Annotated in this window: 21 protein-coding genes; 10 read left to right on the top strand and 11 right to left on the bottom strand. The window is 58.3% G+C overall.

Annotated features, from left to right (window positions below; genetic code table 11):
- Positions 1 to 198: 198 nt before the first annotated feature.
- The 4 genes from ACJO3M_RS18140 to ACJO3M_RS18125 form a co-directional block, all read right to left on the bottom strand.
- A complete protein-coding gene (locus ACJO3M_RS18140; RefSeq protein ID WP_407002787.1) occupies positions 199 to 1,494 on the bottom strand; it encodes a TRAP transporter large permease in 1,296 nt (431 codons plus the stop codon).
- Positions 1,491 to 2,036, bottom strand: a complete 546-nt coding sequence (locus ACJO3M_RS18135; protein WP_407002786.1) for a TRAP transporter small permease subunit — start codon at positions 2,034 to 2,036, stop codon at positions 1,491 to 1,493. Before ACJO3M_RS18135 ends, ACJO3M_RS18140 begins: the two co-directional genes overlap by 4 nt.
- Before the next feature lie 100 nt (positions 2,037 to 2,136).
- On the bottom strand, positions 2,137 to 3,213 hold the full coding sequence (locus tag ACJO3M_RS18130; RefSeq protein WP_407002785.1) for a TRAP transporter substrate-binding protein: 1,077 nt from the start codon (positions 3,211 to 3,213) through the stop codon (positions 2,137 to 2,139).
- Positions 3,214 to 3,370: 157 nt separating this feature from the next.
- Positions 3,371 to 4,402, bottom strand: a complete 1,032-nt coding sequence (locus tag ACJO3M_RS18125) for an acyltransferase family protein (RefSeq protein WP_407002784.1) — start codon at positions 4,400 to 4,402, stop codon at positions 3,371 to 3,373.
- 125 nt (positions 4,403 to 4,527) lie between these two features.
- On the opposite strand from ACJO3M_RS18125, the gene ACJO3M_RS18120 reads away from it, so the two are divergent.
- Positions 4,528 to 5,595 (top strand): beta-N-acetylglucosaminidase domain-containing protein, encoded by a 1,068-nt coding sequence (locus ACJO3M_RS18120; protein ID WP_407002783.1) that lies wholly within the window; start codon positions 4,528 to 4,530, stop codon positions 5,593 to 5,595.
- A gap of 41 nt (positions 5,596 to 5,636) precedes the next feature.
- Positions 5,637 to 6,152: a macro domain-containing protein gene (locus ACJO3M_RS18115; protein WP_407002782.1), complete on the top strand. Its 516-nt coding sequence runs from the start codon at positions 5,637 to 5,639 to the stop codon at positions 6,150 to 6,152.
- Positions 6,153 to 6,202: 50 nt separating this feature from the next.
- Here ACJO3M_RS18115 and ACJO3M_RS18110 read toward each other — a convergent pair whose 3' ends face one another.
- Positions 6,203 to 7,108 (bottom strand): ChaN family lipoprotein, encoded by a 906-nt coding sequence (locus ACJO3M_RS18110; RefSeq protein ID WP_407002781.1) that lies wholly within the window; start codon positions 7,106 to 7,108, stop codon positions 6,203 to 6,205.
- 118 nt (positions 7,109 to 7,226) lie between these two features.
- A complete protein-coding gene (locus tag ACJO3M_RS18105) occupies positions 7,227 to 7,403 on the bottom strand; it encodes a ribbon-helix-helix protein (RefSeq protein ID WP_127333859.1) in 177 nt (58 codons plus the stop codon).
- Between the two features lie 129 nt (positions 7,404 to 7,532).
- On the opposite strand from ACJO3M_RS18105, the gene dauA reads away from it, so the two are divergent.
- Complete coding sequence (gene dauA / locus ACJO3M_RS18100; RefSeq protein WP_407002780.1) at positions 7,533 to 9,266, top strand: C4-dicarboxylic acid transporter DauA; 1,734 nt, start codon at positions 7,533 to 7,535, stop codon at positions 9,264 to 9,266.
- A 13-nt stretch (positions 9,267 to 9,279) separates the two neighbouring features.
- Here the strand turns inward: dauA and ACJO3M_RS18095 are convergent, their stop codons facing one another.
- Positions 9,280 to 10,512, bottom strand: coding sequence for a hypothetical protein (locus tag ACJO3M_RS18095; RefSeq protein ID WP_407002779.1), 1,233 nt, complete (start codon positions 10,510 to 10,512; stop codon positions 9,280 to 9,282).
- A 74-nt stretch (positions 10,513 to 10,586) separates the two neighbouring features.
- Here ACJO3M_RS18095 and ACJO3M_RS18090 point away from each other — a divergent pair, with 74 nt between their 5' ends.
- The 6 genes from ACJO3M_RS18090 to ACJO3M_RS18065 all read left to right on the top strand — a co-directional run bounded on the left by ACJO3M_RS18090 (position 10,587) and on the right by ACJO3M_RS18065 (position 17,117).
- On the top strand, positions 10,587 to 12,533 hold the full coding sequence (locus tag ACJO3M_RS18090) for a CASTOR/POLLUX-related putative ion channel (protein ID WP_407002778.1): 1,947 nt from the start codon (positions 10,587 to 10,589) through the stop codon (positions 12,531 to 12,533).
- A 216-nt stretch (positions 12,534 to 12,749) separates the two neighbouring features.
- A complete protein-coding gene (locus ACJO3M_RS18085) occupies positions 12,750 to 14,342 on the top strand; it encodes an isocitrate lyase (RefSeq protein ID WP_407002777.1) in 1,593 nt (530 codons plus the stop codon).
- A 378-nt stretch (positions 14,343 to 14,720) separates the two neighbouring features.
- Positions 14,721 to 15,512 (top strand): dentin sialophosphoprotein, encoded by a 792-nt coding sequence (locus tag ACJO3M_RS18080; RefSeq protein ID WP_407002776.1) that lies wholly within the window; start codon positions 14,721 to 14,723, stop codon positions 15,510 to 15,512.
- Between the two features lie 54 nt (positions 15,513 to 15,566).
- Positions 15,567 to 15,917, top strand: coding sequence for a hypothetical protein (locus ACJO3M_RS18075; protein WP_407002775.1), 351 nt, complete (start codon positions 15,567 to 15,569; stop codon positions 15,915 to 15,917).
- A 17-nt stretch (positions 15,918 to 15,934) separates the two neighbouring features.
- The gene (locus tag ACJO3M_RS18070) at positions 15,935 to 16,627 is read left to right on the top strand and encodes a C39 family peptidase (protein WP_407002774.1); all 693 of its coding nucleotides are present in this window, start codon (positions 15,935 to 15,937) and stop codon (positions 16,625 to 16,627) included.
- Between the two features lies 1 nt (position 16,628).
- Positions 16,629 to 17,117 carry a hypothetical protein gene (locus ACJO3M_RS18065; protein ID WP_407002773.1) on the top strand — a complete coding sequence of 163 codons (489 nt, stop codon included), beginning with the start codon at positions 16,629 to 16,631 and terminating at the stop codon, positions 17,115 to 17,117.
- A 7-nt stretch (positions 17,118 to 17,124) separates the two neighbouring features.
- On the opposite strand, the gene ACJO3M_RS18060 is transcribed toward ACJO3M_RS18065, so the two are convergent.
- Both ACJO3M_RS18060 and ACJO3M_RS18055 read right to left on the bottom strand, forming a co-directional pair.
- Positions 17,125 to 18,129, bottom strand: a complete 1,005-nt coding sequence (locus ACJO3M_RS18060) for a transporter (protein WP_407002772.1) — start codon at positions 18,127 to 18,129, stop codon at positions 17,125 to 17,127.
- A gap of 75 nt (positions 18,130 to 18,204) precedes the next feature.
- Positions 18,205 to 19,584, bottom strand: a complete 1,380-nt coding sequence (locus tag ACJO3M_RS18055) for a sigma-54 dependent transcriptional regulator (RefSeq protein WP_407002771.1) — start codon at positions 19,582 to 19,584, stop codon at positions 18,205 to 18,207.
- Positions 19,585 to 19,732: 148 nt separating this feature from the next.
- Here ACJO3M_RS18055 and ACJO3M_RS18050 point away from each other — a divergent pair, with 148 nt between their 5' ends.
- Positions 19,733 to 21,541, top strand: a complete 1,809-nt coding sequence (locus ACJO3M_RS18050) for an SLC13 family permease (RefSeq protein ID WP_407002770.1) — start codon at positions 19,733 to 19,735, stop codon at positions 21,539 to 21,541.
- Position 21,542: 1 nt separating this feature from the next.
- On the opposite strand, the gene ACJO3M_RS18045 is transcribed toward ACJO3M_RS18050, so the two are convergent.
- Together ACJO3M_RS18045 and ACJO3M_RS18040 are read right to left on the bottom strand one after the other, a co-directional pair.
- Positions 21,543 to 22,208 carry a LuxR C-terminal-related transcriptional regulator gene (locus ACJO3M_RS18045; RefSeq protein WP_407002769.1) on the bottom strand — a complete coding sequence of 222 codons (666 nt, stop codon included), beginning with the start codon at positions 22,206 to 22,208 and terminating at the stop codon, positions 21,543 to 21,545.
- Positions 22,205 to 24,406 carry an ATP-binding protein gene (locus ACJO3M_RS18040; RefSeq protein ID WP_407002768.1) on the bottom strand — a complete coding sequence of 734 codons (2,202 nt, stop codon included), beginning with the start codon at positions 24,404 to 24,406 and terminating at the stop codon, positions 22,205 to 22,207. Before ACJO3M_RS18040 ends, ACJO3M_RS18045 begins: the two co-directional genes overlap by 4 nt.
- Positions 24,407 to 24,678: the final 272 nt, after the last annotated feature.

Here is a 24,678-nt window from a genome sequence, read left to right as displayed (position 1 = left end):
ATGATGGTTCAGCGGACAGGGCGTGTCCCGAAATCATAGCGGAGAAGCGCCTTCTTATTGATTCAGTATAGAAAACGATCAGGTTTTGTCATGTGGAGGGGGTATTAAAGATATTGATCAACCGAATAGCTGTCGGTTGATCAAGCGCCTGGAATGGCAGAAGGAGAAGGGCCGGAGAGGCTCCGGCCCTGGTCTGGGTCAGTAGGAAGAACTCATCCCGAACATTTCCGGGAAGATGACGATGAGCGCAAGTACCAGCATCTGCAGCAGAATGAAGGGAAGAACCCCTTTGTAAATGTCTGTTGTCCGGACATTGGGTGGGGCGACTCCCTTGAGGTAGAACAACGAGAACCCGAATGGGGGGGTCAGGAAACTGGTTTGCAGGTTCATGGCGATGAGGATGGCAAACCACAGCATGTTGATGCCCAGGGCTTCAGCCACCGGCGCCAGGATCGGCACGATGATGAACGATATCTCCACGAAATCGATAAAGAAACCCAGTACCAGAATGACCAGCATGGCCAGGATGATAAAGCCCCATTTCTCGCCCGGCAGCTGCAGCAACCATTCTTCCAGCAGGTAGTCGCCGCCGGTGTAGCTGAATACCATGGAGAACGCGGTCGCACCGATCAGGATGGCGAACACCATGGCAGTGACCTTGACGGTATCCTTGGAGGCATCCCATACCATTTTGAAGGAAAACTGCCGATAGATAATCGCCAGAACGACAGCTCCCACGCCGCCCAGTGCAGAGGATTCAGTGGGTGTGGCAATACCGGTGAAAATTGAACCTAGCACCACGACGATCAGTGCCAGCGGCGGAATGATGGCCAGCAGCGCATTGAAAACTTCCTGTTTACGGGATACGCCGCTTTCATCAGGCATGGCCGGTGCCGTTTCCGGTTTGAAGCGCGTCATGATCAGGATGTAGCCAATGTACAGGCCGATCAGCACGACGCCGGGCCAAACTGCGGCCTTGAACAGGTCGCCCACCGGCAGGCCGAGTACGTCACCCAGAATGATCAGTATGATCGAGGGTGGCACGATCTGTCCCAGAGTACCGGAGGCGCAAATGGTTCCGGTCGCAAGACGCTTGTCGTATTTGTGAGCCAGCATTACCGGTAATGAGATCAGACCCATGGCCACAACGCTTGCACCAACGACGCCGGTCGAGGCGGCGAGCAGTGCGCCCACCAGGATGGTGGAGATTGCCAGACCGCCGGGCAGGCCGCCAAACAGGCGCCCCATGGACGTGAGCAGCTGTTCCGCCAGCCGGGTGCGCTGCAGCACAACACCCATGAAGATGAACAGGGGCACAGCCATCAGCACGGTATTCTGCATCACGCTCATGATGCGGTAGGGCATGAAGGCAAACAGGTCCATGCCCTCGGCAAATATGCCGAAGAAGAGCGCCACACCACCAAAGGTGAACGCTACGGGGAAGCCCAGCATCAGCATGATGAGGGCCACACCAAACATTATCATACCGATCATGCCAGTCCCCCTGCGCTGTGTTCGCCTTCGTATTCTTTTTCACCGGACATCACGCGCAGTGCGAAGGTCGCCATGTTAAGGCCGGCGATGGCGGTGAATATGGCCGTCAGGGGGATAACGGACTTGATGATCCAGCGATGGGGAAGACCGCCGGGATCGCCGCTGCCTTCACCCATGTTGTAGGAGTCCAGGGCGAATTCGTAGCCATAGGTGCCAATCAGGTAGGCGAACGGGATGACAAAAATGAACGCCCCCACCAGATTGACCCATGCTTTGGCTTTATTGCTCCAGCGGGTGTAGAACACATCCACCCGCACGTGTCCGTCTGTGCGCAGGGCGTAGGGAATGCCGAACAGAAAGACCACCGAATAAAGGTGCCATTCCATTTCCTGCATGCCGATTGAAACGTCATTGAAAGCGTAGCGGGCAACAACATCGTAAAAAACGTTGGCTGCCATCAGTATCATTGCGACACAGGCAATCCAGCCGCAGAGAATGGACAGACGGGCCAGGCCCTCGTCCAGTTTGATAATCCACCGCATTGATGATCCTCCGCCAGATGGCCTGGCGATTTTTCGTTGCTATAAACGACAAAGCCGGGATCACCGCTCGAGCGATCCCGGCTTTGTTAATGCCTATATCTTACTCAACTTCGGTCATGGTGTTGAGGTACGCACGCTCAGAAATATCTGTATAGGCGCGGCTCTGCTCGAGGTAGTTCTGCTGGGACTCGATGATTTTGGCCGCCATCTCGCTGCCTTCAGCGGATTCCTTCAGCAGTTTCTTGTTGGCATCGTACATCGCCTGGAAAATGTCATCCGGGAACTGTTTGATCTGCACGTTCGGATATTCTTCCTTGATGTTTGCCCAGGCTTTGGCGTTTTCATGCTGGGAGTGCACCAACATGTCGTAGGACGCGGTGCGCATGGCCACACGCATGATTTCCTGCAGATCCGCCGGCAGTTTTTCCCATACGCGCTTGTTCACCAGGAACTGCAGTTCGGTCGCGGGTTCGTGCCAGCCGGTGTAGTAATAGTCGGCAATCTGCTGGAAGCCTAAACGCAGATCCAGAGCTGGACCTACCCACTCAACCGCATCGATGGTGTTGCGCTCAAGGGCGGTATAGAGTTCGCCCGGGGCGATGTTGGTCGGGTTGACGCCCACCTCTGCAAAGACCTCGCCGGCGAACCCGGGAATGCGCATTTTAAGGCCTTCCAGGTCTTCCAGAGATTTGATTTCCTCACGGAACCAGCCGCCCATCTGCACGCCGGTGTTACCCCCTGGGAAAGACAGCATGTTGTGGGGCTCATACACTTCCTGCATCAGCTCCATGCCGCCGCCGTGGTAGAACCAGGCGTACTGCTCCATGGCATTCATGCCGAAGGGCATGCTGGTGAAGAACAGGGTTTCAGGAACCTTGCCTTTCCAGTAATAGGACGCGGAGTGGCCCATGTCGTACTGGCCAGCCTTGACCATGTCAAAGACACCGAACGGGGCTTTGTGCTTGTTGGCGGAGTCAATGCGGACTTTCAGTCGACCGTCGGACATTTTCTCAACGGTTTCGGCGAAGCGCTTGGTGGTGTCACCGAAAATAGGGAAGTTTGGTCCCCAGGTTTCGGCGAGACGGAGTGTGAAGGTGTCTTGGGCGAGCGCCTGTGCGGAGGCAAGGGTAGTTGCGACTGCCAGCACAGTAGCGGAAAGAACAGAACGGATCTTCATTGCTCTTCTATCCTCTGGTTTGGTTATTGTCTTTTTAGGGTGTTGCCGGAGCGTTATCCGTTTGGGATCAACAGCTCTTAACTCTAGTTCAAAGTAGCAGTAATCGTTAGGAAACGGAACGGAAATACCCTCCCCCTACGACATAGGTCGTAGGGGGTTAGGGTAACGAATGTAAATGTTTCGGGGACCGCCCGCGCATCTCCCGGAACCACGCCAGGGCAGGCTTTTCGATGGTGTAGTGGATGGCGGCGGCCAGTGTGAGCGCCAGTAATAGCGCCAGGCAGACACCGGCCCAGCCGGGCAGGCCCGCATTGTACCCCCAGGCGATGACGCCATAGCCAATGTTCTGATGAACCAGGTACAGGGCATAGGACAGGCTGCCTAGCCAAAGCATGGGGCGGTTGGCCAGCGCATTGAGGTAGCCCGCCACGGCGAGCGCGAAGACCCCGTAGCAGCCAAGCACGAAGATATTGAATGGTGCCTTGTACGCCAAAACGGCATGGCCGATTGACAGGCCTAACAGCAAAAGGTCCGGCGCGGCGGGCCTGCCGTGCTGATGCCAGCGGTAGATCAGCATGCCACTGACAAACAGCGGTGCGTACTTCACGAACAGCAGATCCTTGACCAGGAAATCCAGGGCATCGGGGATGGCTTTCCACCAGATGACGCCGGCATAGCTGATCGCCACCCAGAGCCAGAGTGCGATGCGCATGCGTTCCCATGCCTTCAGTCCATAGAACAGCAGTGCGATCCAGCAGTAGAAGGTGGCTTCAATCACCAGGCTCCAGTAGGCACCGTCAACATGCGGATATTCCAGGTACTCGTGCAGCAGGGTGACGTTCAACAAAGCACTGCCGAAGCTGACCGCACGGTCCGCCGGCCCCAGGGTGTGAACCAGTAGGAAGGTGATGGCGATGCCGGCCCATAACGCCGGCATTAGCCGGAAGGCCCGTGCCAGTCCGAACCAGCCAGCGGTGCGGGTTCGTTCCAGGGTCATGAAGATCACAAAACCGCTCAGGATGAAGAACAGGTGGACGCCGTAGCGGCCGACATCCAGCACGGACGGCGGGCTGAACGTATGGCCGTACAGCTGGTCGTAATAGGGCAGGTAATGAAACAGCACCACGCCGAGGGCAGCGATGCCCCGGAGTGCATCAAGCGCAGCCAGCCGTTGTGAGGATTCCGCCATAATCACGATTCCGTGGAGCTTCAGGCTATAGTAGCCTGCTTTGGGGCATTGCAGTACTAGTCAGATATACCATTGCCTTGCCACCGGCTTAAGATGCATTAACCTGCTTGTATCGGGAGGGAACCATGAGTACGGAACTTGGAATCATCGAAGGTTTTTACGGTCCCCTGTGGAGCTGGGAGGAGCGGAAGGAGCTGGTGATGGCGCTGGAACCTCACGGTTACCGGTTTTACCTGTATGCCCCCAAGGCCGACGCCTTCCTGCGTCGGCGCTGGGATGAGCCTCATCCTCAGGACACGGCGGTCGCGCTGGCGGATTTTGCCCATTTTTGCCGCAGGCATGGGGTACGGTTCGGGGTTGGCCTGAGCCCGTTTGAAGTGTTCAACGACTTCAATGATGCGGCGCGGCAGGCCCTGACAACAAAGCTGGCGTTCCTGGATGAAATCGGAGTTCAGGAACTGGCCATCCTGTTTGATGACATGCGCAGCGACACCCCGGACCTGGCATCCCGGCAGGTAGACATCGTGCACTGGATCCGTGACCGGACCCATGCGGAATTGCTGACTATCTGCCCCAGCTACTATTCCGATGACCCGGTACTGGACCGGGTGTTCGGAGAGCGCCCCAGCGATTATCTGACCACCCTGGGCGACAGGCTGGACCCCGCAATCCGGGTGTTCTGGACCGGGGAAGAGGTCTGTTCGCGGGAGGTGTCGCCGGGGCACCTTAAGCGGATCGGCAAGGCTCTCGGTCGTAAGCCCTTGTTGTGGGATAACTACCCGGTCAATGACGGCGACCGTATGTCGCGGCACCTGCACCTTCGGGGGTTTACTGGCCGGCCCGCGGCGAATGCTGCTTATCTGGCAGGTCATGCCATCAACCCCGCACTGCAGCCAACCCTCACCGGCATTCCCGCCATTACCCTGGCGGAAAGCTACCGCCAGGGGCCGGATTACCAGTATGGGCAGGCTTTACGCCATGCCGCGCGAGAAGTATTGGGCATGGATCTCGCCGACGAGGTGATGGCGGACCTGCTGCTTCTGCAGGATGCAGGCCTCCATCGGCTCAGCGAAGAAAAAACGCAGGCTCTTTTGCAAAAGTACCGGGGGTATTCCCACGCCGGTGCTGAGGAAATTGTCCATTGGTTGTCGGGTGGCTATCAGGTAACGGACGAAATGGTGCAGACCCAATAGTCCACCGGGAGCTGCCGACATGACAGGAGAGGAGAACAGCGATGACGGATTTCTCCATTGAATGTATTCAGGGCGATATTGCCCATCAGCCTGACATGAACGCGGTGGTTAATGCCGCCAATGCCCGTCTTATGCCTGGCGGTGGCGTTGCCGGCGCGATTCACGCTGCCGCCGGGCCGGGGCTGGCGGAAGAGTGTCGTGCCAAGGCGCCGATAAAGCCCGGTGAAGCGGTGATTACTGCCGCCCATGACATGCCGAATACCCACATTATTCATTGTCTGGGGCCGGTTTACGGTGTCGACGAACCTTCAGACCGATTGCTGGCGGATTGCTACCGTAACGCGCTGAAGCTGGCCGAGCAGGCCGGGCTCGAGTCCGTGGCGTTTCCCGCCATCTCCGCCGGGGCGTTCGGTTATCCGCTTGAAGACGCGCTTGTCGTTGCCGTGCGCGCGCTTCGTGAGTCTGCCCCGGAGTGCCCCCGGGTGCGCAAGGTGCGATTTGTGCTGTTCAGCGAGAGTGATCGGCGAGTGTGTCAGGCGATCCTGGATCGTACGTAAGTCCAGGTCCGGGCGTAGGCAACCGGCCAGTACTGCAGTGTTCCATCATATCAGTCACAGGAAATGTCGGCGGCCTGGCGGAACTGCGCCATAATGGCATTGCGATGGCGTTCGTTGTCAGCGTATTCCTGCGGCAGGGGTTGCAGGAAGTACAGGAAATCCCCTTTCTCCTGATGGGATTCGACCAGGCTCGGAAAGGTATCCCCAGAGTGCCAGAACACCGGGCTGATGACAGTCACGGACAGGTCGGGGCGTTTCTGCTCCAGCACCGCCACCATGCCCAGGCGGTTTTCAGCGTGGAAGGTGCCGGTGAGGTGAATAACGTGATGCCCGGGGTATTTTTGCCGCGCTTTGATAACCTGATCCGCCATGGTGTTATCCCTTAACAGTTGCGCCTTGTAGCTGTTCTCCACTCCTTCACTGGCACCGCCGTGGTTTGCTCCCATTGTTTTAAAGAACTTTTCCCGGTAGCCCGGAGTATCCAGGAATGGCGTTTCGGGTAGCTGATTGCGTGCGGCCGGCTCCAGGGACTCCAGGTAGTCCTCACCCGTGCGGCCGATACAGCGAACGATATCGGCAGGCGCATTGGCGGCAATAACCGGAATGTTCCTGGCCCTGGAAAACTCCACCAGGGGGCGGTAGGAGGCCTTGTAATTGGGCCAGGCGTCGGTATCGGCAATCAATTCGGACTCACCGGATTTCCCGGCCAGATAACGGTCCAGCTCCTGCTGGTCATCCAGGGCGAACTGCTCCATGGTCAGCACCTGTTGCGGGCGCTGCTGGTATAGCGCGGACTGGAGCAGCGATTGCAGCAGGTGGGCACCGTGATGGCCATGGTACTCGCCAATAACGATCACATCAGCGGAACGCAACCGGCTGGCCAGTTGGTTGATGGAAAGCTGCGTTCCTCTATTGTCAGTGATGATGGCATCGTATTGCGTATGCGGGGGCAGCACCTGCGTCCGATGGTCGGGCAGGGATGTGCAGCTCGAAAGGAGCAGGGATGTAAGCAATAGCACGGCAAGGGATAAGGAATTCATGACCTAATATACGACCACGGAACACAGTCGGTTGTCAGCTTTTGGGTGGATTTTCCCGCCAGTTTTCACCAAGCCTCGCTTCCACGTATTCGCGAATGAACTGCCGGACCTTCTGTGATGGCGTGACATCCTCCTCCTTGCACAGGGCTTCAAAGGCGGCTTTCTTTTGTGGATCTATCAGCAGGGTCAGACGGGCTGTACGGTTTTCCATGGTTGTTAGTCATTCTCCTGAAATCGTTGATTGGAAGCGTGCCTGTCGCATGTTAACCAGATTAACATTGAATGATGTTTTAGTGAGAATATAATGCGAACAACACTGTTTCAATAGCTGAGAACGTTCATGCCGCACCGCGCCCACCTGTTTTCCCTGCGACTGGCCCACGGCTTCCGCGAAGCCTGCCTCGATGAGAGATATACTGGCCGGCGCTTTTCACGGGACGTGATGGCCGGTCTGACGGTGGGTATTATTGCGATCCCGCTGGCCATGGCGCTGGCCATCGCCAGCGGTGTACCGCCCCAGTATGGACTCTACACTGCATTCATCGCCGGTTTTCTGATCGCCCTGTTGGGCGGCAGCCGGTTCAGCATCTCCGGCCCGACCGCCGCGTTCGTTGTCATCCTTTATCCGATTGCGCAATCCCACGGCCTCGGAGGTCTGCTGCTGGCAACGCTGATGTCCGGTATCCTGCTGGTCATCATGGCGTTTATGCGCCTGGGGCGTTTTATCGAGTATATCCCGGAGTCCGTCACGCTGGGGTTTACCGGCGGTATTGCCGTGGTCATCGCAACCCTGCAGGTAAAGGACTTTTTCGGGCTGAACCTTGAAGCCATGCCCGAGCATTACTGGGACAAAATCGCTGCGTTGGCCCAGGCGCTGCCGGGGGTGGATGCCATGAGTACACTGGTGGCCGTTACAACGCTGGCCACTATGCTGCTGTGGCCCCGTTTGAAAACGCCCATCCCGCCACATCTCCCCGCTGTTCTGCTTGGCAGTTTGCTGGCGCTCTTTCTGAATGCCAACGGTGCTGATATCGCAACCATCGGCTCCCGTTTCAGCTATCTGATGCCCGACGGTTCTGCCGGGACAGGCATTCCTCCCTTCCTGCCCGAGTTTGCCTGGCCATGGCAACGTCCGGATGTCGATGGCATACCGCTGGGAATCAGCTGGTCCATGGTGCATGAGCTGCTGCCAGCGGCGTTTGCTATTGCCATGCTTGGCGCCATCGAATCCCTGTTGTGCGCGGTGGTTCTCGATGGCATGACCGGAAAGCGCCACAGCGCCAACAGCGAGTTGCTCGGCCAGGGCATCGGCAACATCGTCACCCCGTTCTTTGGGGGGATCACGGCAACGGCGGCCATTGCCCGCTCCGCCGCCAACTACAAGGCCGGCGCGGAGTCCCCGGTGGCCGCGATGATTCACGCCGGTGTGGTGTTGCTGGCGCTGGTCTATCTTGCTCCGTTATTGGCGTACCTGCCTATGGCAGCCATGGCCGCGCTGCTGATCATGGTGGCCTGGAACATGAGTGAAGCGCCGAAATCGGTCCACTTGCTGAAAACCGCTCCCAAGAGCGATGTGCTGGTTTTCCTCACCTGTTTTTCCCTGACCGTTGCGCTGGATATGGTGATCGCGATTACCACCGGTATCCTGTTGGCGGCGGTCCTGTTCATGCGGGAAATGGCTCAGATGACCAGAGTCACGGATATCACCGGAAACAAGCGCATAGTCAGTGCCGGACTTCCCGATGGATGGCAGGTGTTCAAGATTAATGGTCCGCTGTTCTTCGCCGCAGCTGATCGTATCTTCGGCGAACTGGCCGGCCTGTCCCGCAACGCCCGGGGCTTTATTCTCTACATGGACGGCGTAACGGTCCTGGACGCTGGCGGGTTGTCCGCATTGAACAAGCTGGTTGAGACTTGCCAGGCAGAAGGCACCCGCATCGTCGTCGCCGACCTTCAGTTCCAGCCGTTGAAAACCCTGGCGCGGGCCGGGGTGGGACCTGTTGATGGTGTCAGCAGTTTCTATCCCTCTCTGGACTCCGCCCTGTCAGCGGTCAGGGCCTGGCCCAACCGATAGTTCCCGGGGGCTCTTACATCGGCCAGTGCAATTGCAGGTTACCGCCGCCGAACCCGAATTTGTGCAGGTAGAATGTCGGGTTCAACGTCAGTACGGCGTGGTCCTGCCTGGAAATCACCGTTTCAAAAGGCAATGTCAGCTTACCGGTAAAGCCGTGATGGCGGCGGTTCCGGTGCTCGGAAAAGGTCTGGCTGATATCGGGAGCACTCAGGTAAAGTCCCGGCGACAGTGTGGTCCGCGACGACACCGGGAATGACAGACCGCCGTACACTGTGGGTTCCCGGCGCCGGATGGCTCCCTCATCATTGAGTTCCCGACCAAAGAACCCCTCTTCATCAAGGTCAAGATAAGACAGGCCGAGACGAGGTTGGTAACGCCGTTCAGTGTCGGTTACGCGGGCATCCAGCGTGAAGTGATCGCGGGAAAAATCCGGGAACGTTGCTCCATCCCCCTCGAACAACCGGTAGTTCCGGCGGGTTCGTTCGCCACTGACTTCCAGGCGCCATAGCCAGTTATCCCGGCGGAAGCGATGGGTCAGCGCGGCTTTGATCGATTCGCTTTCCACTTGCAGGTTTTCCGTTCGGCTCAATAACTCTGATGTTGGTGACACCGTGAGTGACGCGGTCGTGCCAAGGGGCGGGTGTGTTGCGTCCTGTGCCTGATGCCATTGCAGGAAAAAGCTCTGGGGCTTGCGGATGAACTCGTCGTTGGTATCGGTTTTGTTATTGAAATACGTGTCCGGCAGAATCCAGCTGCCGTGGATCCAGCTGTTTCCGGGCAGGTGTTGGCGGACACTGAAGTAAACGTCTGATTCTGATTTGTCGGAGAACACATCGCCCTGAAGCCAGAGTTCCGTCGTGTCGGTCAGGTTATGACGGAAGCCCACCAGTTGGCGCTGATAGGCGCCATCGAGATCTTCGCTGCGCTGGATATCAAGCAGGAAGCCTTGCCGGTTGTCATTGAAGCCAAAGTCGTTGCGGAAGCGGAAATCAAAGTACAGCCGTCGACTGCTGACACTGCCTCCCGTTCCCCGGATGCCGTTATCGGTGGGGCCGGGAACGGCCTGGAGATGATCGAAGGTCCGTTCGTGGAGAAACCGTTCCGTGTTGTAGGTTTCATCCCGCCCCTGGACGACGGCGTCCTGGCGCCAGGGCTGGGGAAGGTGGTTGTTGCTGGCTTGAGGACCGGGGCCCGGAACAACCGAAAGCGTCAGGGTGATGCCAAGAGCGATTGGATACCGTGTCATGGTTGTCAGGGCCTTCATCCGCGTTATTACGCTATGCTACGGGTATTTTGCATTCAGGGGCAAAAGGGAGCCGCATGCTGCCATTTCGTATTATCGACAGAATTAAATTCATTGTAGAACGTCAACTGGTAAAGGGCGCTGGCTTCCAGTTAGTCGTGGTGGGTGTCTTCATCGGCCTGATCTCTCTGGTGGGCGGCCTGCTGGTGGCCCCCCAGGACGGAGCATTCGATGATATCGGCGCGGCGATCTGGTGGGCGTTCCTGCGCCTGACCGATCCCGGGTATCTGGGCGACGATGTCGGTACCTGGCAGCGGTTCGTATCCACGCTGCTGACCATCAGCGGTTACGTGGTCTTCATGGGCACCCTGGTGGCGATCCTGACCCGGTGGTTGATCGCCAAGATGGCCGATCTGGAGCGCGGGCTAACGCCGGTTACCCTGAAAAATCACATCGTGGTGCTGGGTTGGAGCAGTCAGACCTTACCGTTGCTGTCAGAACTGCTGGGATCGTCGGGGCGTATGCGCCGGTTTCTGGAAAAGCACGATACCCAGACCCTTAATCTGGTTGTGCTCTCAGAACATGCCTCTGCGGGACAGGTCCATGAGCTGCGGAACGAGCCGGGCATCAGGCGCAAGGCTCGCCAGGTTATTCTGCGTTCCGGCCTGGCGATTCAACCAGACGCATTGCATCGGGTCGCCTGCCTGGACGCGTCAGCGGTTATCGTGCCCAGTGCCGCCCATGAGGCCGGTACGCTGGTGACCTCCGATGTCGAAACGGTGAAAGCCTTGCTGTCGATCGCCGCCCAGGCCCGACACCTGAACGCGCCCCTGCCATTCGTGGTGGCGGAGATCCAGGATATACGTAAGCTTCCGGTCATCGAGCGCGCCTATCCCGGCGCCGTGGAGGTCGTGGGTGGTGACGCCACCATCAGTCGGCTCATGGTTCAGAATATTCTTCACCCCGGGTTGTCCGAAGTCTATAACGAGTTGCTGACGGCTGGTGAAGGCAATGAAATTTATGTACGCGGTGGCGAAACCGTTGCAGGCATGTCCCTGGGGCAACTGGCCGCCCAGCGCCCCCACGCTATTGTGCTGGGGATTCTGAAACCCAGGGGCAGCGGCTGGGACGTGCGGTTGATGGCGCCCTCGGATACGCCTGTGGAGATGGCTGACCGAGTTATCATGCTGGCCCGGGATTACTCGGAAACTGAGGCCAACCTCAAGCTGGCCCCCCTGCCGGTTGTCACCCGCGGAGAAGCCGGTCGCTATCTTCGCAATGCTGCGGACCGTCCACGCACGATCCTGGTGTTGGGCTGGAATCGCCGGGTGCCCAGCCTGATTGCCGAGTTTGGCAGTTACGCCGGGCAGGCGTTCAATGTCGATATCGTATCCGTGGTGCCGGCTGCCGAAAGGGAGCGGGACATCGCCAGGTACGTTCAGGATAGCCACGACGTAACCTGTCGCCATATCGAGGCGGACTACATGGTCGAGGATGAATTGCGCAAAGTGCGCCCCACCGATTACGACGCCGTGATCCTGCTGAGCAGTGACCGGCTGGCATCAGGTGAGGAGGCCGATGCCCGGACCATGGTGGGGTATCTGCAGCTGGAAGACATTCTTGCCGAGGCTAACCACAGACCTCAGCTGATTATGGAGCTGAGCGACCCCGACAATCGCCACTTACTGTATGGTCACCAGAGCGAAATGCTGATCAGCCCGATGATTCTCAGCCATGTGCTGGCACAGGTGGCCCTGCGTCGGGAGCTGCGGGTCGTGCTTGATGAGCTGTTTACCTGCGGTGGCGCCGAAATTCAGTTCCGTGATCCGCAGAACTACCCGTTACCGGCGAGCGTTGATTTCCAGTTGCTGGAAAAGATCCTGTCAGTCCGGGGTGAGCTGGCGTTAGGAGTGTTCCGGCACAAGGCGGATGACCGGGGGCGCCACCTGATGCTGAATCCGCCCCGCAAAACCTATCTGGAGTTACAGCCGGGGGATCGACTGGTCGTTCTTGCCAATACCTGACCGCAGACGTTTGGCGATGACGCCAAATCAGATTTGGTATTCATGGTAAAAATGATGAGAATAGATAATATAAATTTCAATTATAAATTCAAAGATACTAAAGTAGCTTCCATCGTCAGCGACCTGAACGATTTTTGATCGGGTTGCTGGCTCACCGGAGTAGTTTTCTGCTTCTGATGAAGAGCACCTCAAACCCTAAACGACAGGACTGAGATCATGCCATACGCAAAAGACGTTGACGCCATTGCTTCTATCCTGAAGCAAAACCCGACCTGGAACGCCATTAATCCGAAGCACGCAGCCCGCATGCGCGCTCAGAACAAGTTCAAGACCGGTCTGGATATCGCCAAGTACACCGCCAAGATCATGCGCGAAGACATGGCGAACTACGACAACGACACTTCCCAGTACACCCAGTCCCTGGGCTGCTGGCACGGCTTCATTGGTCAGCAGAAGATGCTGTCCATCAAGAAGCACTTCGGTACCACCAAGCGTCGTTACCTGTACCTGTCTGGCTGGATGGTTGCGGCCCTGCGCTCTGAGTTTGGCCCGCTGCCTGACCAGTCCATGCATGAGAAGACTGCCGTTTCCGGTCTGATCGAAGAGCTTTACACCTTCCTGCGTCAGGCGGATGCCTGGGAACTGAACCACCTGTTCCGTGCCCTGGAAGAAGCCGAGAATGCCGGTGACAACGCCAAGGCGGAAGAGCTGATCAAGCAGATCGACAACCACGAAACTCACGTTGTGCCGATCATTGCCGACATCGACGCTGGTTTCGGTAACGCCGAAGCGACCTACCTGCTGGCCAAGCAGATGATCGAAGCCGGTGCTTGCTGTATCCAGATCGAGAACCAGGTTTCCGATGAGAAGCAGTGTGGTCACCAGGACGGCAAGGTCACCGTTCCTCACGCCGACTTCCTGTCCAAGATCAACGCCGTACGTCTGGCGTTCCTGGAACTGGGTGTGGACGACGGTGTTATCGTTGCCCGTACTGATTCCCTGGGCGCAGGCCTGACCCAGAAAATCGCCGTGACCAACGAGCCGGGCGATCTGGGCGACCAGTACAACAGCTTCATCGATGGCGAAGTTATCGAGAAGGCTGAAGACATCAACAACGGCGACGTTGTCATCAAGCAGAAGGGCCAGCTGGTTCGTCCGAAGCGTCTGGCTTCTGGCCTGTTCCAGTTCAAGCCGGGCACTGGCGAAGACCGTGTTGTTCTGGACTGCATCACCAGCCTGCAGAACGGCGCCGACCTGCTGTGGATCGAAACCGAGAAGCCGCACGTTGGCCAGATCGCTTCCATGGTTAACCGCATCAAGGAAGTGGTGCCCGACGCCAAGCTGGTTTACAACAACAGCCCGTCCTTCAACTGGACCCTGAACTTCCGTCAGCAGGTATTCGACGCATGGCAGGAAGAAGGCAAGGACGTGTCTGCCTACGAGCGTGCCAAGCTGATGAGCGAAGAGTACGACAACACCGAGCTGGGTCAGCTGGCTGACGAGTGGTGCCGTAACTTCCAGCGTGACGGTTCACGCGAAGCCGGTATCTTCCACCACCTGATCACGCTGCCGACTTACCACACTGCGGCCCTGTCCACCGACAACCTGGCCAAGGGCTACTTCGGTGACGAAGGCATGCTGGCCTACGTTGCAGGCGTACAGCGTAAGGAAATCCGTCAGGGTATTGCCACCGTTAAGCACCAGGACATGGCTGGTTCCAACATCGGTGACGACCACAAAGAGTTCTTCGCAGGTGATGCGGCTCTGAAAGCTGGTGGTAAAGACAACACCATGAACCAGTTCGGTTAATCGAACGTTCAGGTTGTCTGTCGGCCGGGGGCAAAAGCCCCTGGTTGCATCCCAAAACCCCGCCCTGGTGCGGGGTTTTGTTTTTTGACACTAAGATTTCCCTACAGGTATCTGAATTTTCAAGTAAAGCTCCGGGAAGTCAGAGTTCCTCCCTCAATCGCTGTTTCAGATACGAAACGATCTCGATTGCCTGTTCATTGCTGTTCCCTCTCCTTTTTCTGAATAAAACCTTGTCTTACAACAGTCTGCCGTACCCCGGGCAAAACTGGCATGTTAATCGCTGTAGTCATCAGGCGGGTCTGAACCATGGCTTGTCAGCAGTCAGAAAGCTGGGGCGGATCCCTTCGTAGCTGAAACCATGGATAAGGAAGGTACGTCATGAAAACCAGAAAAAGCTTGCTAGCGATCGCTGTTGCTATGGGACTCGGACTGTATGGAACCGCCGTGGCCGACCAGGGCGGGGATGGCAGCCCGAACGCCAACGCCGATGATGGAAGCACAGCCGCCAACGTGTCCGATAGCGCTAACGACAATTCGGACAACTCCACCCAGCTGGACGTTGCGGACAGCGGAAACGACAACTCCACGGATAATTCAGACAACAGTATCAACGTTGCTGACAGTGCCAATGATAACTCGGATAACAGCATTGATGTTGCTGACAGCGGCAATGACAGCTCCGATAACAGCACCAATGTTGCTGACAGCGGCAACGACAATTCGGACAACAGCACCAATGTCGCGGATAGCGGCAACGACAGCTCCGATAACAGCACCAATGTTGCGGACAGCGGCAACGACAGCTCCGACAACAGCACCAATGTTGCTGACAGCGGTAACGACAACTCCGACAACAGCATCAACGATTCGTTCAATATTGCAGACAGCGGTAATGACAATTCGGACAATTCCGATAACAGCACCACCGACCTGGATCTGCATGTGTTCCTGAACGAAGCAGACCTGGATGGTTCAGTCTCCGGAGTTTCGGCCACTTACAATCTCGATGGTGATCACGGTGGCATGGCCTCTGCGACCAGTCATAACGAGATTTCCGGTGGTTCCGCAAACTTCACCGGCGTTGGGGCGTTTTCCCAGAACGCTGGTGCCAATAGTGTGACCCAGGCCAACGTCAGTGTGATGTCCAACCTGAGTACCGCCGGCAACTGATGGTAACTGGCCGCGCCCGTATCGGGTGCGGCCCCGTTACCCGGGAGAACGGACATGGGTAATGTCATCAGGTGGAAACTGGGCGCGGCCCTGCTGACGCTGACACTGGGGTGGGGAGTTCAGGTTCAGGCCGAGGACTGGTTGACGGCCGAGCCGCTTTCTGCGGATCAGTTGTCGGATGCCAGCGGGCGCCAGGGTATCCCGCTGCAGTGGCAGATCAACGACAACCAGCAGAACGCCAGCGTCTCCGACAACATGCTGTCGGGCAACGTGGTCACGGGGGATAACACAATCTCTGACCACGCGTTCGATAACATGAGCGGCATCGCCACGGTGATCCAGAACACCGGTAATCAGGTGGTGATTCAGGACAGCACCCAGATCAACATATTGATCAACCACTAGGGCAAAGGAGGTGGATCATGGCTGCGCGCGCCTTTACTGCATTGTGTGCGGGTGTCGGACTGCTGTGGTCCACTGCCTTCGCCGGCTCGGTGACGGTGCCGGGCATTGGAGGGGATGTGCGGGTCGGTGTGACCAGCTTCCAGGCGCAACGCTTTGACAATGTGATGCGCCAGCAATACGACTTCAGCTGCGGTTCTGCAGCGCTGGCTTCGCTGTTGTCCTATCACTATGACCACGAGGTGTCCGAGCAGGACGTGTTCCTGTCCATGCTAAGTCTCGCGGACGCGGAAAAGGTCCGCCGTGAAGGTTTCTCCATGCTGGACATGAAACGGTTCCTGGAGGCCGAAGGCTATCAGGCCGATGGTTTCCGGCTGCCGCTGTCAGGGCTCAGGGAAAAGGTGCGTCTGCCCATGATCGTGCTGCTGAACCTGGATGGTTTCCGGCACTTTGTGGTGATCAAGGGGATCAGTGAAAGCGAGGTGCTGGTGGGTGACCCTGCCCGTGGCCTCAAGGTGTACTCATACCGAGAGTTCGAACGTTACTGGGACGGCACGGCGTTTATTATCCGCAGCCATCTTCAGCAGGGTCGAAGCGCATTCCTGGGAGACGGCAATTGGCCCCAGGTAGCCCGGGCGCCTCTGGAGAAAGGGCAGGGTGGCCCGTCACTGGGGCATACACTGCCTTACTGGCCTTCATCGAGGGAGTGGTGACATGAGATTACAAACACTGTTGTTGGTGGCTTCCCTGGCGGGATCTGCGTTGTTCCGACCGGCTGTTGCGGAGCTCGCGTTGCCGGTGACGCCCCTGGCCAATCCGGAACTGGCCGAGCTCAGGGGAGGGTTTGTGCTGGATAACCTGGAAATCGCCATCGGCCTGGAGCAAATCGTATCTGTGAACGGTGACACGATGGTGGTGAACCGCCTGAATATCCCCAATCTGAACCAGTCAGTCCACGGTGGTGCCGTGGAACACCAGTTGGAAACCGTGTTGCAGGTGGTTGGGCCCAACCAGCAGACCGGGCCAAGGGTGTCGGGCAATCTCAGTGATTCCTCGGGCTGGATGACGATGATCCAGAACAATTTCGACAGCACCGTGATCCAGAATGTTCAGCAACTGAATATCGAGCTGAACAATATCGGCAGCGGCGTTCAGCTCCCTGCCCACCTCAATGACCACCTGTTACAGTTCCTGGGGCGCTGACTGACCGTCAGAGACTGATTGGCAGTTTCAGCGTGATCTCACTGTTCGGCGCGTTTTCGGTCACCCCAACGCTGACGGTCAGATTCAGGCTGGTGCTGCTGGACAGGCGCTGTGACAGCCCGAAGGAGAGGGAGCCGACCTGGATCCGGTCAAAGCGTGCATCAAACAGGTTATTGTCGTGCTCGATGGTCGTTTTGCGGATGACTGAGTGGTCATAGCCCAGGCTGAACGATGTCTTCTCGTTGAACGCGAACCCCATGCCAAAACCGAAGCGCACCACATCGCCGGGGTCCACCGTGCCGCCGTTCTCAAACCCCTGGTCGTCCTCGAGCGTCCAGACGTAACTGAGATTGCCGAACAGCACCGCGGGATCGGTTGGATAAATAAAGGAGAAGCCGGGTTCAAAAGCCCAGAAACCGGACCCGGTGGGGCGTTCACTGAGCTCGACGCCGATGGGGTTGCCCTGGCTGTCCTCGACCACGCGCTGATCCACATCGTAGGGACCGTCTCCTGTGGGTGATTTTATCCGCAAGACACTGATAATGTAGGGCATGCCATCCAGGCCGTCGTTCAGCTGATAGCGGAGCGAGAGCTCTACGTCCCCCAAACCTTCCCCGGATGATTCCTTCACGGTATCCACGGGCGTTCCCTGGAATGCCTGCCGCTCCCGCAGGTCTTCATTGATGCTCAGGTACGGTACTCGTAGCGCGGCTTCGAACTTGCTGGTGAATCCGTACTTCAGGGAAAGGGCGCCGACAAAAATATCCCGTTGTATTTCCGAGATATTAATCAATCCGACCAGCAGGGCTGGTATGACGGTGTACCCTTCCACCGCCACAACCGTTGAGTTGCTGTGGGCGTGGGAGAAAGCCGGCTCAATGGTCAGGCGGCCAGGACGAGTGACAATTCCCCGATCCGAGGTGATGGAGGCAATGTCTGTCGCGGTATCGCCGGATGATTCGGTCTCCGTGGCTTGTGGCCCGCCATAGTCATCGTAATCTGGTGCGGCCATGGCACCTGTGGGTAAAAGCAACGTTGCCACTATCAGGGAGTGTAGGTGCCTGTAACCCATTCTTGCTGTTCCTTTTTATTGGTGGTTCCCTAATGGCTTGTGGCCGCGTGCGTGGCTGTGGGGGCCGTGTTTATCCATTAACCGGTAGAAAGACACCCGGGAAATATTGAGAATGCGCGCCGCGGCGGACACGTTCTGATGTGACAGGGCCAGGCTGCAGGACAGTGCCTGTCGATCGGCCCTGGCACGGAATGCCTCAAGGCTGAGGCCAGACTGGCCGGGAATGGCCAGTGCAAGCTCCGGCAGACCCAGGTCCGCCGGTTCGATCATGGCCGACTCGCTCAGCAGCATGGCCTGACGCAGCCGGTTCTGCAGTTCGCGCAGGTTACCCGGCCAGTCATGCTGGGCGAGGCTTTGCATGGCCTGATTGCTGAGTTTGCGCACGCCGAAAGCCGTGTGGGTACTGGCCAGTATCCTGTTGGCAACGATCGGTATGTCCTCGGGACGGTCCCGTAACGGCGGCAACCGGACCTCCAGGCTGCCCAGGCGGTAGTACACGTCGCTGCGGAACTCCTCTGTCTCCACCAGTTTTCTCAGCGGCCGCGCACTGGTGGCAATGACCCTGACGTCCACTTTTTTGGGCTGGCTGGCTCCGATACGCTCAATCTGGCCTTCCTGCAGGAAACGCAGGATGGCGGATTGCTGTTCTGGAACCAGTTCATCAATGCCGGACAGCAACAGCGTGCCTCCGTCTGCGGATTCGAGACGGCCCCGGCGACTGTTCAGGGCATGGGTGAATGCACCTTTCTCATAACCGAACAACTCGCTCTGGGTCAGGGATACCGGTAATGCAGCACAATTGACCGTCACCAGCGGCTGGGTACTCCGGGACGAGTGCGCATGGATGAAGCGTGCGGCGGCATCCTTGCCGGTGCCGTTTTCTCCGACAATCAGCACGGGCTCATGGGTTTTGGCAAACCGACGCAACATGGCCCGTGCCTGACGGATGGCCTGGGATGCGCCTTCCAGTGCCACGTCTTGATAACTGTCGTGGTGCTCGGAGTCACCCTGATCTTGCAGCTGGGCCATGCCCCACAGGTGGCCCAGCACCGTATTCAGGCGTTCCGGGTCCAGTGGTAGTGTGTGGTAATCCGTGCAGTGCCGGGAAATGAGCGTTCCCAGCGGTGTGTTCTGATGGGGGGCGGACGGCAATATGCCAACCCAATAGGGAAGCTGGAAGGCTTCCGTCCACTGATCCAGATAAGGCGTTCCCTGTTCGGGGTAGATGCTCAGGTCCAGCACGCCGACCTTGGCCTTGCCGGCGCTGGCCAGGCCGAAGGGGGGCGGTTCTGTCATGTCAAAACGGTGTATGCTCCATTGTGGTAAGAGTGCCGAGTCGGGTTGTTTGTCGATGTTAGCCGCCGACAACCAGACGAGCGGTCGTTTGTCTTGCATGGTGAGTCTCCTCGGGATGGGGGCCCTTCCCGGGATGATATACATGTAATGTGCCAGTTAAGGCAGCGAGCCTGTTTTCAGTGGGTTGTATCGAGTTAATCCGCGTATACACAGGAATCTGTAAATTTTGCCGACATGGGAGAGCCGGGTGAGTACGGAGCAGGGCATTGTTTTTGGGGTTCTGGTGGCCACGCTGGGGCTGTTCATCTGGAACAGGCTGCGCTTTGATGTGGTATCAATGCTGGCCTTGCTGGCAGTTGCAGTGGCGGGATTGATACCCGGCGATGAACTGTTCTCCGGGTTCGGCCACCCGGCGGTGATCACCGTTGCTGCTGTCCTGGTGATCAGTCAGGGCCTGGTGAATGGTGGCGTGGTCGATGCCATTGCCCGTTTACTGGGGCGGGTCGGGCATCGTCCAACCTTGCAGGTGCTGATGTTGACCGCAGTGGTTGCACTCTGTTCCGGCTTTATCAACAACGTCGGCGCACTGGCTTTGCTGATGCCGGTGGCGGTATGGATGTCTCGGGAAGCGGGCCGGTCGCCCTCTTTGCTGCTGATGCCCCTGGCCTTTGGTTCCCTGCTGGGAGGCACCATGACGCTGATCGGGACGCCGCCCAATATCATCATAGCCAGCTACCGCGAAACCGGCTCCTTTGGTTTGTTTGACTTCGCTCCCGTCGGCGGTGCAATCACGCTTGTCGGCATCGCTTTCATTACCCTGGCAGGCTGGCGCCTGACGCCTCAGCGGCAAGACAGCGATGATGGCGGCAAGCTGTTCAGTGTTGGTGATTATGTCACCGAATTGCGGGTGCCAGAGGAATCGTCCTACGCCGGGGCCACGCTCCACAACCTGTTAACCGACGCTGACAGTGAGGACGATGTGGTCGTGCTGGCGCTGATCCGTGAGGATAGCCGGTCGCTGGCGCCATCCACCTACAAGGTTTTGAGAGAAGGGGATGTCCTGTTGGTGGAAGCTGACACGGAGAGCCTTCAGGATTTTCTCGATCACACGGGTCTGGCGCTTGCCAGTGCCAGTGAGGACGAGGGTGATGAATCCCGGGACGACGGGGATGAAACACCCTCCCGGAAGGAACTGGCCTCTGGTGAAGTCCGGCTTTCGGAAGTGGTGGTTACCCCTGAATCCAGCCTGGTGGGACAGACCGCCAATCGTCTGAACCTGAGGGAATACCACGGCCTGAATATCGTTGCCATGGCGCGTCAGGGGCACCGGTTGAAGCGCCGTCTTGGGGATGTACGCATTCAGGCGGGGGATATCCTGTTGGTACAGGGACACGAGGATTCCCTGGGTGGTACTTTGCAACAACTCGGTTGTCTACCCCTTGCTGAGCGTGGCCTCAGACTGGGGCGGGAGCGCAATGCAATGCTGGCCGGTGGTCTGTTCATGGCCGCCATTGTCACCATTGTGGCCGGCTGGCTGGCGCCACCGGTGGCACTGGTGGCTTGCGCCGTATCGATGGTGCTGACCGGCCTGCTCAGTGCCCCGGATGCCTACAAGGCGATTGACTGGTCCGTCATTGTGCTGCTTGCTGCTATGATTCCCGTCGGTCAGGCCCTGGAAACCACCGGCGGCGCCGAACTGATTGCGGCACAGATGCTGGCACTGAGCGACGGGCTGGCACCGGCCATTGTGCTTGCGGTGGTGCTGGTGGGCACCATGCTGTTGTCGAATGTGGTCAATAACGCCGCTGCCGCAATACTGGTGGCTCCTATTGCTCTCAGTCTGTCCGCGGAGCTGGGCATGCCATCCGACGCCGTGCTGATGGCTGTTGCCGTGGGAGCGTCATGCGCTTTCCTGACACCCATCGGGCACCAGTCCAACGCCCTGGTGATGGAGCCGGGTGGATACCGGTTCGGGGACTACTGGCGTCTGGGGTTGCCCTTGTCAATCCTGGTGACGGTGGTGGCCGTGCCGATGATCATGCTGGTCTGGGGGTAGCTCAGCCATGGGGATTGTAAAGTCCCAGGCGGATAGCCTCCTGCACCGCCTCGGCGCGGCTGCTGATGCCAAGCTTGGCATAGATGTTCTTGATGTGCCGCGCGGCGGTGTGATAACTGACGTCCAGAATGTCAGCCACTTCGGCAGTCTTGAATCCCCGGGCGATCATCTCCAGAACCTGCCGCTCCCGGGAGCTGAGCATTCCGGCGGTGTCCTGTCGCCCCTCCTGTCCCAGGGGCGTTGATCGCACCTGCTGGAAGTAATTCATCATGCGCTGGGTGATCTGGGGCGACAGCGGCGGCGTTCCGGTGGCCAGATTCTTCAACGCATCGGCAATCACCTGGCGCGGCTCGTCCTTGAGCAGGTATCCGTTGGCGCCCGCCTGTATGGCGGGAAACAGATGAATGTCATCGTCGTAAATGGTGGTGACCACCTGATGGGCGGACGGGGCGACGGACTTGCAGTGGCGAATGAAGTCGACACCGGAGCCGTCCGGCAGGCGCAGGTCGACCAGGCACAGCTCGGGTTGCTTGCCGTCCAGCCAGGCCAGGGCCGAACCCAGGGTATCGCAACAATGCACCTGTGCCTCCGGGAAAGAGGTCAGAACGGCGCCGGTGAGCCACCGCTGGGCATCTTTCAGGTCCTCAAGAATCAACACCTGTTTCATGATTGTGGACCTCCGGGCACCGGCAATGTGCAGATCATGCCGGCGCCGCTGTTCAGCGGACAGTAGTAGCGCATGTCGCCATCCAGCTCTTCGCATCGCTCGCGAATGCTGTGAAGGCCGATGCCGCTGGCGTTTGCGGTCAGTTCACTGCCCCAGCCAACGCCGTTGTCGCTGGCATCGAGGATCAGACAGCTTTCCTGATAGCTGATGTGCAACCGGACATCCGTCGCCCGTGCATGACGAATGGTGTTGCTCAGGAACTCCCGGATAATGCTCATTAGGTTACGTTCCACCCTGGGGGTCAGGGTCACGACGGCGGCGTCGGGGGCGAGGGTCATCTGCAGATCAATTCCGAACAACTGGCAGCGTTCACCAGCTTCGGTGTGCCAGCGGGAGAAACTCTGGTCCAGAGGCACGATCTGTTTCTGGAGCCCTTGAATAACGCCGCGCAGCTCCCGCAGGCATTCCCTTGCCAGGCCGCTGAGTTCGGTGTCGTTGGCCCGGTATATGATGGACAGCAATCTCGCCCCGACGTCGTCGTGCAGATCCCGGGCCACCCGTTCACGCTCGGTCCTGATGCCGTCCTCGAAGGAGTCCCGGTACTGGCGGGCAAAGCGAAAGAGCTCCATTGCCCGGGCGGCAAACTGCGTATCCTGATGGTCAAACAGCCGGTGCCCCTGGTTGGCGTAACTCATCTCCAGGCAGGCGGATTCGCCCAGCAGAGGCGTCCGCAACTTCAGGCCATTGTCCAGGACAGCCGGTATTGCACAGCCGTGTTCCAGGCGACGGGTCTGCAGTGGGCTGAACGACCTGTGCAAGGCCTTCTGCCATTGCCGGTCGATGCTGCCGCCAACCTCAAAGGCATCGCTGATCATGGTGGGCAGTTGCTCCCACTGGTCTTCTCTGGCGGAAGAAGGAAGGAAGCGGCGAAGCAGCATCTGCCGCAACGGGAAATACACCCAGCCCACCAGAGCCAGGCTCACCACCAGACTCATGGAGTATTGCAGGTCGAGCCAGAGCACCAGAAGGCCATCGATCACAATAACGAGGATGCCGCACAGGAACCAGAACCAGGCCACCAGGATCCAGCGGTCGAGGTCAAACAGACGGTAACGGACGATACCGAGGGCAATGCCGAGGTAGGAGAGGACGAACAGGATCCAGGCGTATTTCTGATGGATCAGCGAGGGGTAGCCGATCACCTGGGGCACAACCACCAGCGACAGGTAGCTGATGATGCCGCCGAACCAGGAGTAGACAAACCACTTCAGGCGTGCCCGCGCCACTGGCTCCCGCCGGGTTCGCCGCCACTGGACAACCGCGAGGATGACATCCGTCAGCGCCCAGGCCAGCAGGGTATAGCGGGCGGTAATGTCGAGGCTGTCGATCCATTGCCCCCAGTTTGCTGCCAGGATCAGCGCCACCAGGGGAAGCATCAGCCATTCGAAGCGGAAATTGGACAGGGATGTCGGGTAGTGCCACAACAGAGTGGTGCCAGCGCCAGCGAACAGCATGGCACCGAACTGGTTGCTACGGGACAGGGCCAGCAGAAGGTCGGCTGGCAGACTCAGTTCGCGGGTGGTGTACACCGCGCTGGAGATAATCGCCACGGCAATGCCGAAACCGGCAAGGGCATAAAAGAAAGGCCCGCGCTCGTTCTGGACGAACGCCCAGGCAGCGACCCCCATCCAGAAAATCAGCAGACCACAAATCACCTGGTACCAGAACTCGGGTGACAGGTCTGTCGGGCTAACGTCAGCTGTCAGGTTAACGGTCACCCAGTCAGTTTGCTGAATCAGCGCCTGCGTGCCCGAGCCCGGAATGGGTTCCGCGGTTTTGAAGCCAAAAGTGACGCGGTCTGATTGCAGCGTTTCCCAGAGGCGATCCTGGCGTTCAAAGAATCGGTTGTAGGGACCGTAGGTGGAGGCATCGTCCGGTTCGGCAATGGCATCAAACGGTTCCAGGTCCATTTCCCGTGTTTCACTACGAACGGCGACGAGCTCATCGCCGGGTTTCAGGATTCTGGCGAGGGGGCCTTCCGGGTCAACTTCGACAATGCGCGCACCTTCCTGGCCAGGCACGGTGGTGATGCCCAGGCGGGGCACGCCAGTGGCAAAGTAAAGGGCAAGAAGAAACAGGGCCAGACCGACGGCGATACCAGTCGACAAGACCTTCGATGGAGCCCATTGCTTAGACATGTCGCTCCTAGCGTCAAGTTGTCCGGGTGTACGGGTTATAGTTGAGCCGCATAAGGGGGGCAAGGCGGAAGAATCCGGTTGGCCCGACAAGCCACAAGGGCTGCCAGCAGCCTTGGGGGCATGCTCCCATTGTCACCTTGTTCCCCTGGAACTATGACAAGTGTGGGAAAGATGGTAATCCCCCAAACTGGGTATGCGATGTCCAGGAAAACGGCAAAAAATCCGCCGCCAGGGCACTCATCCGGCAGGCAGTTTGTTATCGTATTTAACGA

Origin of the sequence: Marinobacter alkalisoli, from assembly GCF_045449795.1 — a bacterium.
Classification (GTDB): Bacteria; Pseudomonadota; Gammaproteobacteria; order Pseudomonadales; family Oleiphilaceae; genus Marinobacter.
This window is presented reverse-complemented; position numbering and strand designations above follow the sequence as displayed.

Coding starts and splice junctions, on each gene's coding strand:
- ACJO3M_RS18140 (WP_407002787.1), bottom strand. CDS start 1,494: ATGATCGGTATGATAATGTTTGGTGTGGCCCTCATCATGCTGATGCTG.
- ACJO3M_RS18135 (WP_407002786.1), bottom strand. CDS start 2,036: ATGCGGTGGATTATCAAACTGGACGAGGGCCTGGCCCGTCTGTCCATT.
- ACJO3M_RS18130 (WP_407002785.1), bottom strand. CDS start 3,213: ATGAAGATCCGTTCTGTTCTTTCCGCTACTGTGCTGGCAGTCGCAACT.
- ACJO3M_RS18125 (WP_407002784.1), bottom strand. CDS start 4,402: ATGGCGGAATCCTCACAACGGCTGGCTGCGCTTGATGCACTCCGGGGC.
- ACJO3M_RS18120 (WP_407002783.1), top strand. CDS start 4,528: ATGAGTACGGAACTTGGAATCATCGAAGGTTTTTACGGTCCCCTGTGG.
- ACJO3M_RS18115 (WP_407002782.1), top strand. CDS start 5,637: ATGACGGATTTCTCCATTGAATGTATTCAGGGCGATATTGCCCATCAG.
- ACJO3M_RS18105 (WP_127333859.1), bottom strand. CDS start 7,403: ATGGAAAACCGTACAGCCCGTCTGACCCTGCTGATAGATCCACAAAAG.
- dauA (WP_407002780.1), top strand. CDS start 7,533: ATGCCGCACCGCGCCCACCTGTTTTCCCTGCGACTGGCCCACGGCTTC.
- ACJO3M_RS18095 (WP_407002779.1), bottom strand. CDS start 10,512: ATGACACGGTATCCAATCGCTCTTGGCATCACCCTGACGCTTTCGGTT.
- ACJO3M_RS18090 (WP_407002778.1), top strand. CDS start 10,587: ATGCTGCCATTTCGTATTATCGACAGAATTAAATTCATTGTAGAACGT.
- ACJO3M_RS18085 (WP_407002777.1), top strand. CDS start 12,750: ATGCCATACGCAAAAGACGTTGACGCCATTGCTTCTATCCTGAAGCAA.
- ACJO3M_RS18080 (WP_407002776.1), top strand. CDS start 14,721: ATGAAAACCAGAAAAAGCTTGCTAGCGATCGCTGTTGCTATGGGACTC.
- ACJO3M_RS18075 (WP_407002775.1), top strand. CDS start 15,567: ATGGGTAATGTCATCAGGTGGAAACTGGGCGCGGCCCTGCTGACGCTG.
- ACJO3M_RS18070 (WP_407002774.1), top strand. CDS start 15,935: ATGGCTGCGCGCGCCTTTACTGCATTGTGTGCGGGTGTCGGACTGCTG.
- ACJO3M_RS18065 (WP_407002773.1), top strand. CDS start 16,629: ATGAGATTACAAACACTGTTGTTGGTGGCTTCCCTGGCGGGATCTGCG.
- ACJO3M_RS18060 (WP_407002772.1), bottom strand. CDS start 18,129: ATGGCCGCACCAGATTACGATGACTATGGCGGGCCACAAGCCACGGAG.
- ACJO3M_RS18055 (WP_407002771.1), bottom strand. CDS start 19,584: ATGCAAGACAAACGACCGCTCGTCTGGTTGTCGGCGGCTAACATCGAC.
- ACJO3M_RS18045 (WP_407002769.1), bottom strand. CDS start 22,208: ATGAAACAGGTGTTGATTCTTGAGGACCTGAAAGATGCCCAGCGGTGG.
- ACJO3M_RS18040 (WP_407002768.1), bottom strand. CDS start 24,406: ATGTCTAAGCAATGGGCTCCATCGAAGGTCTTGTCGACTGGTATCGCC.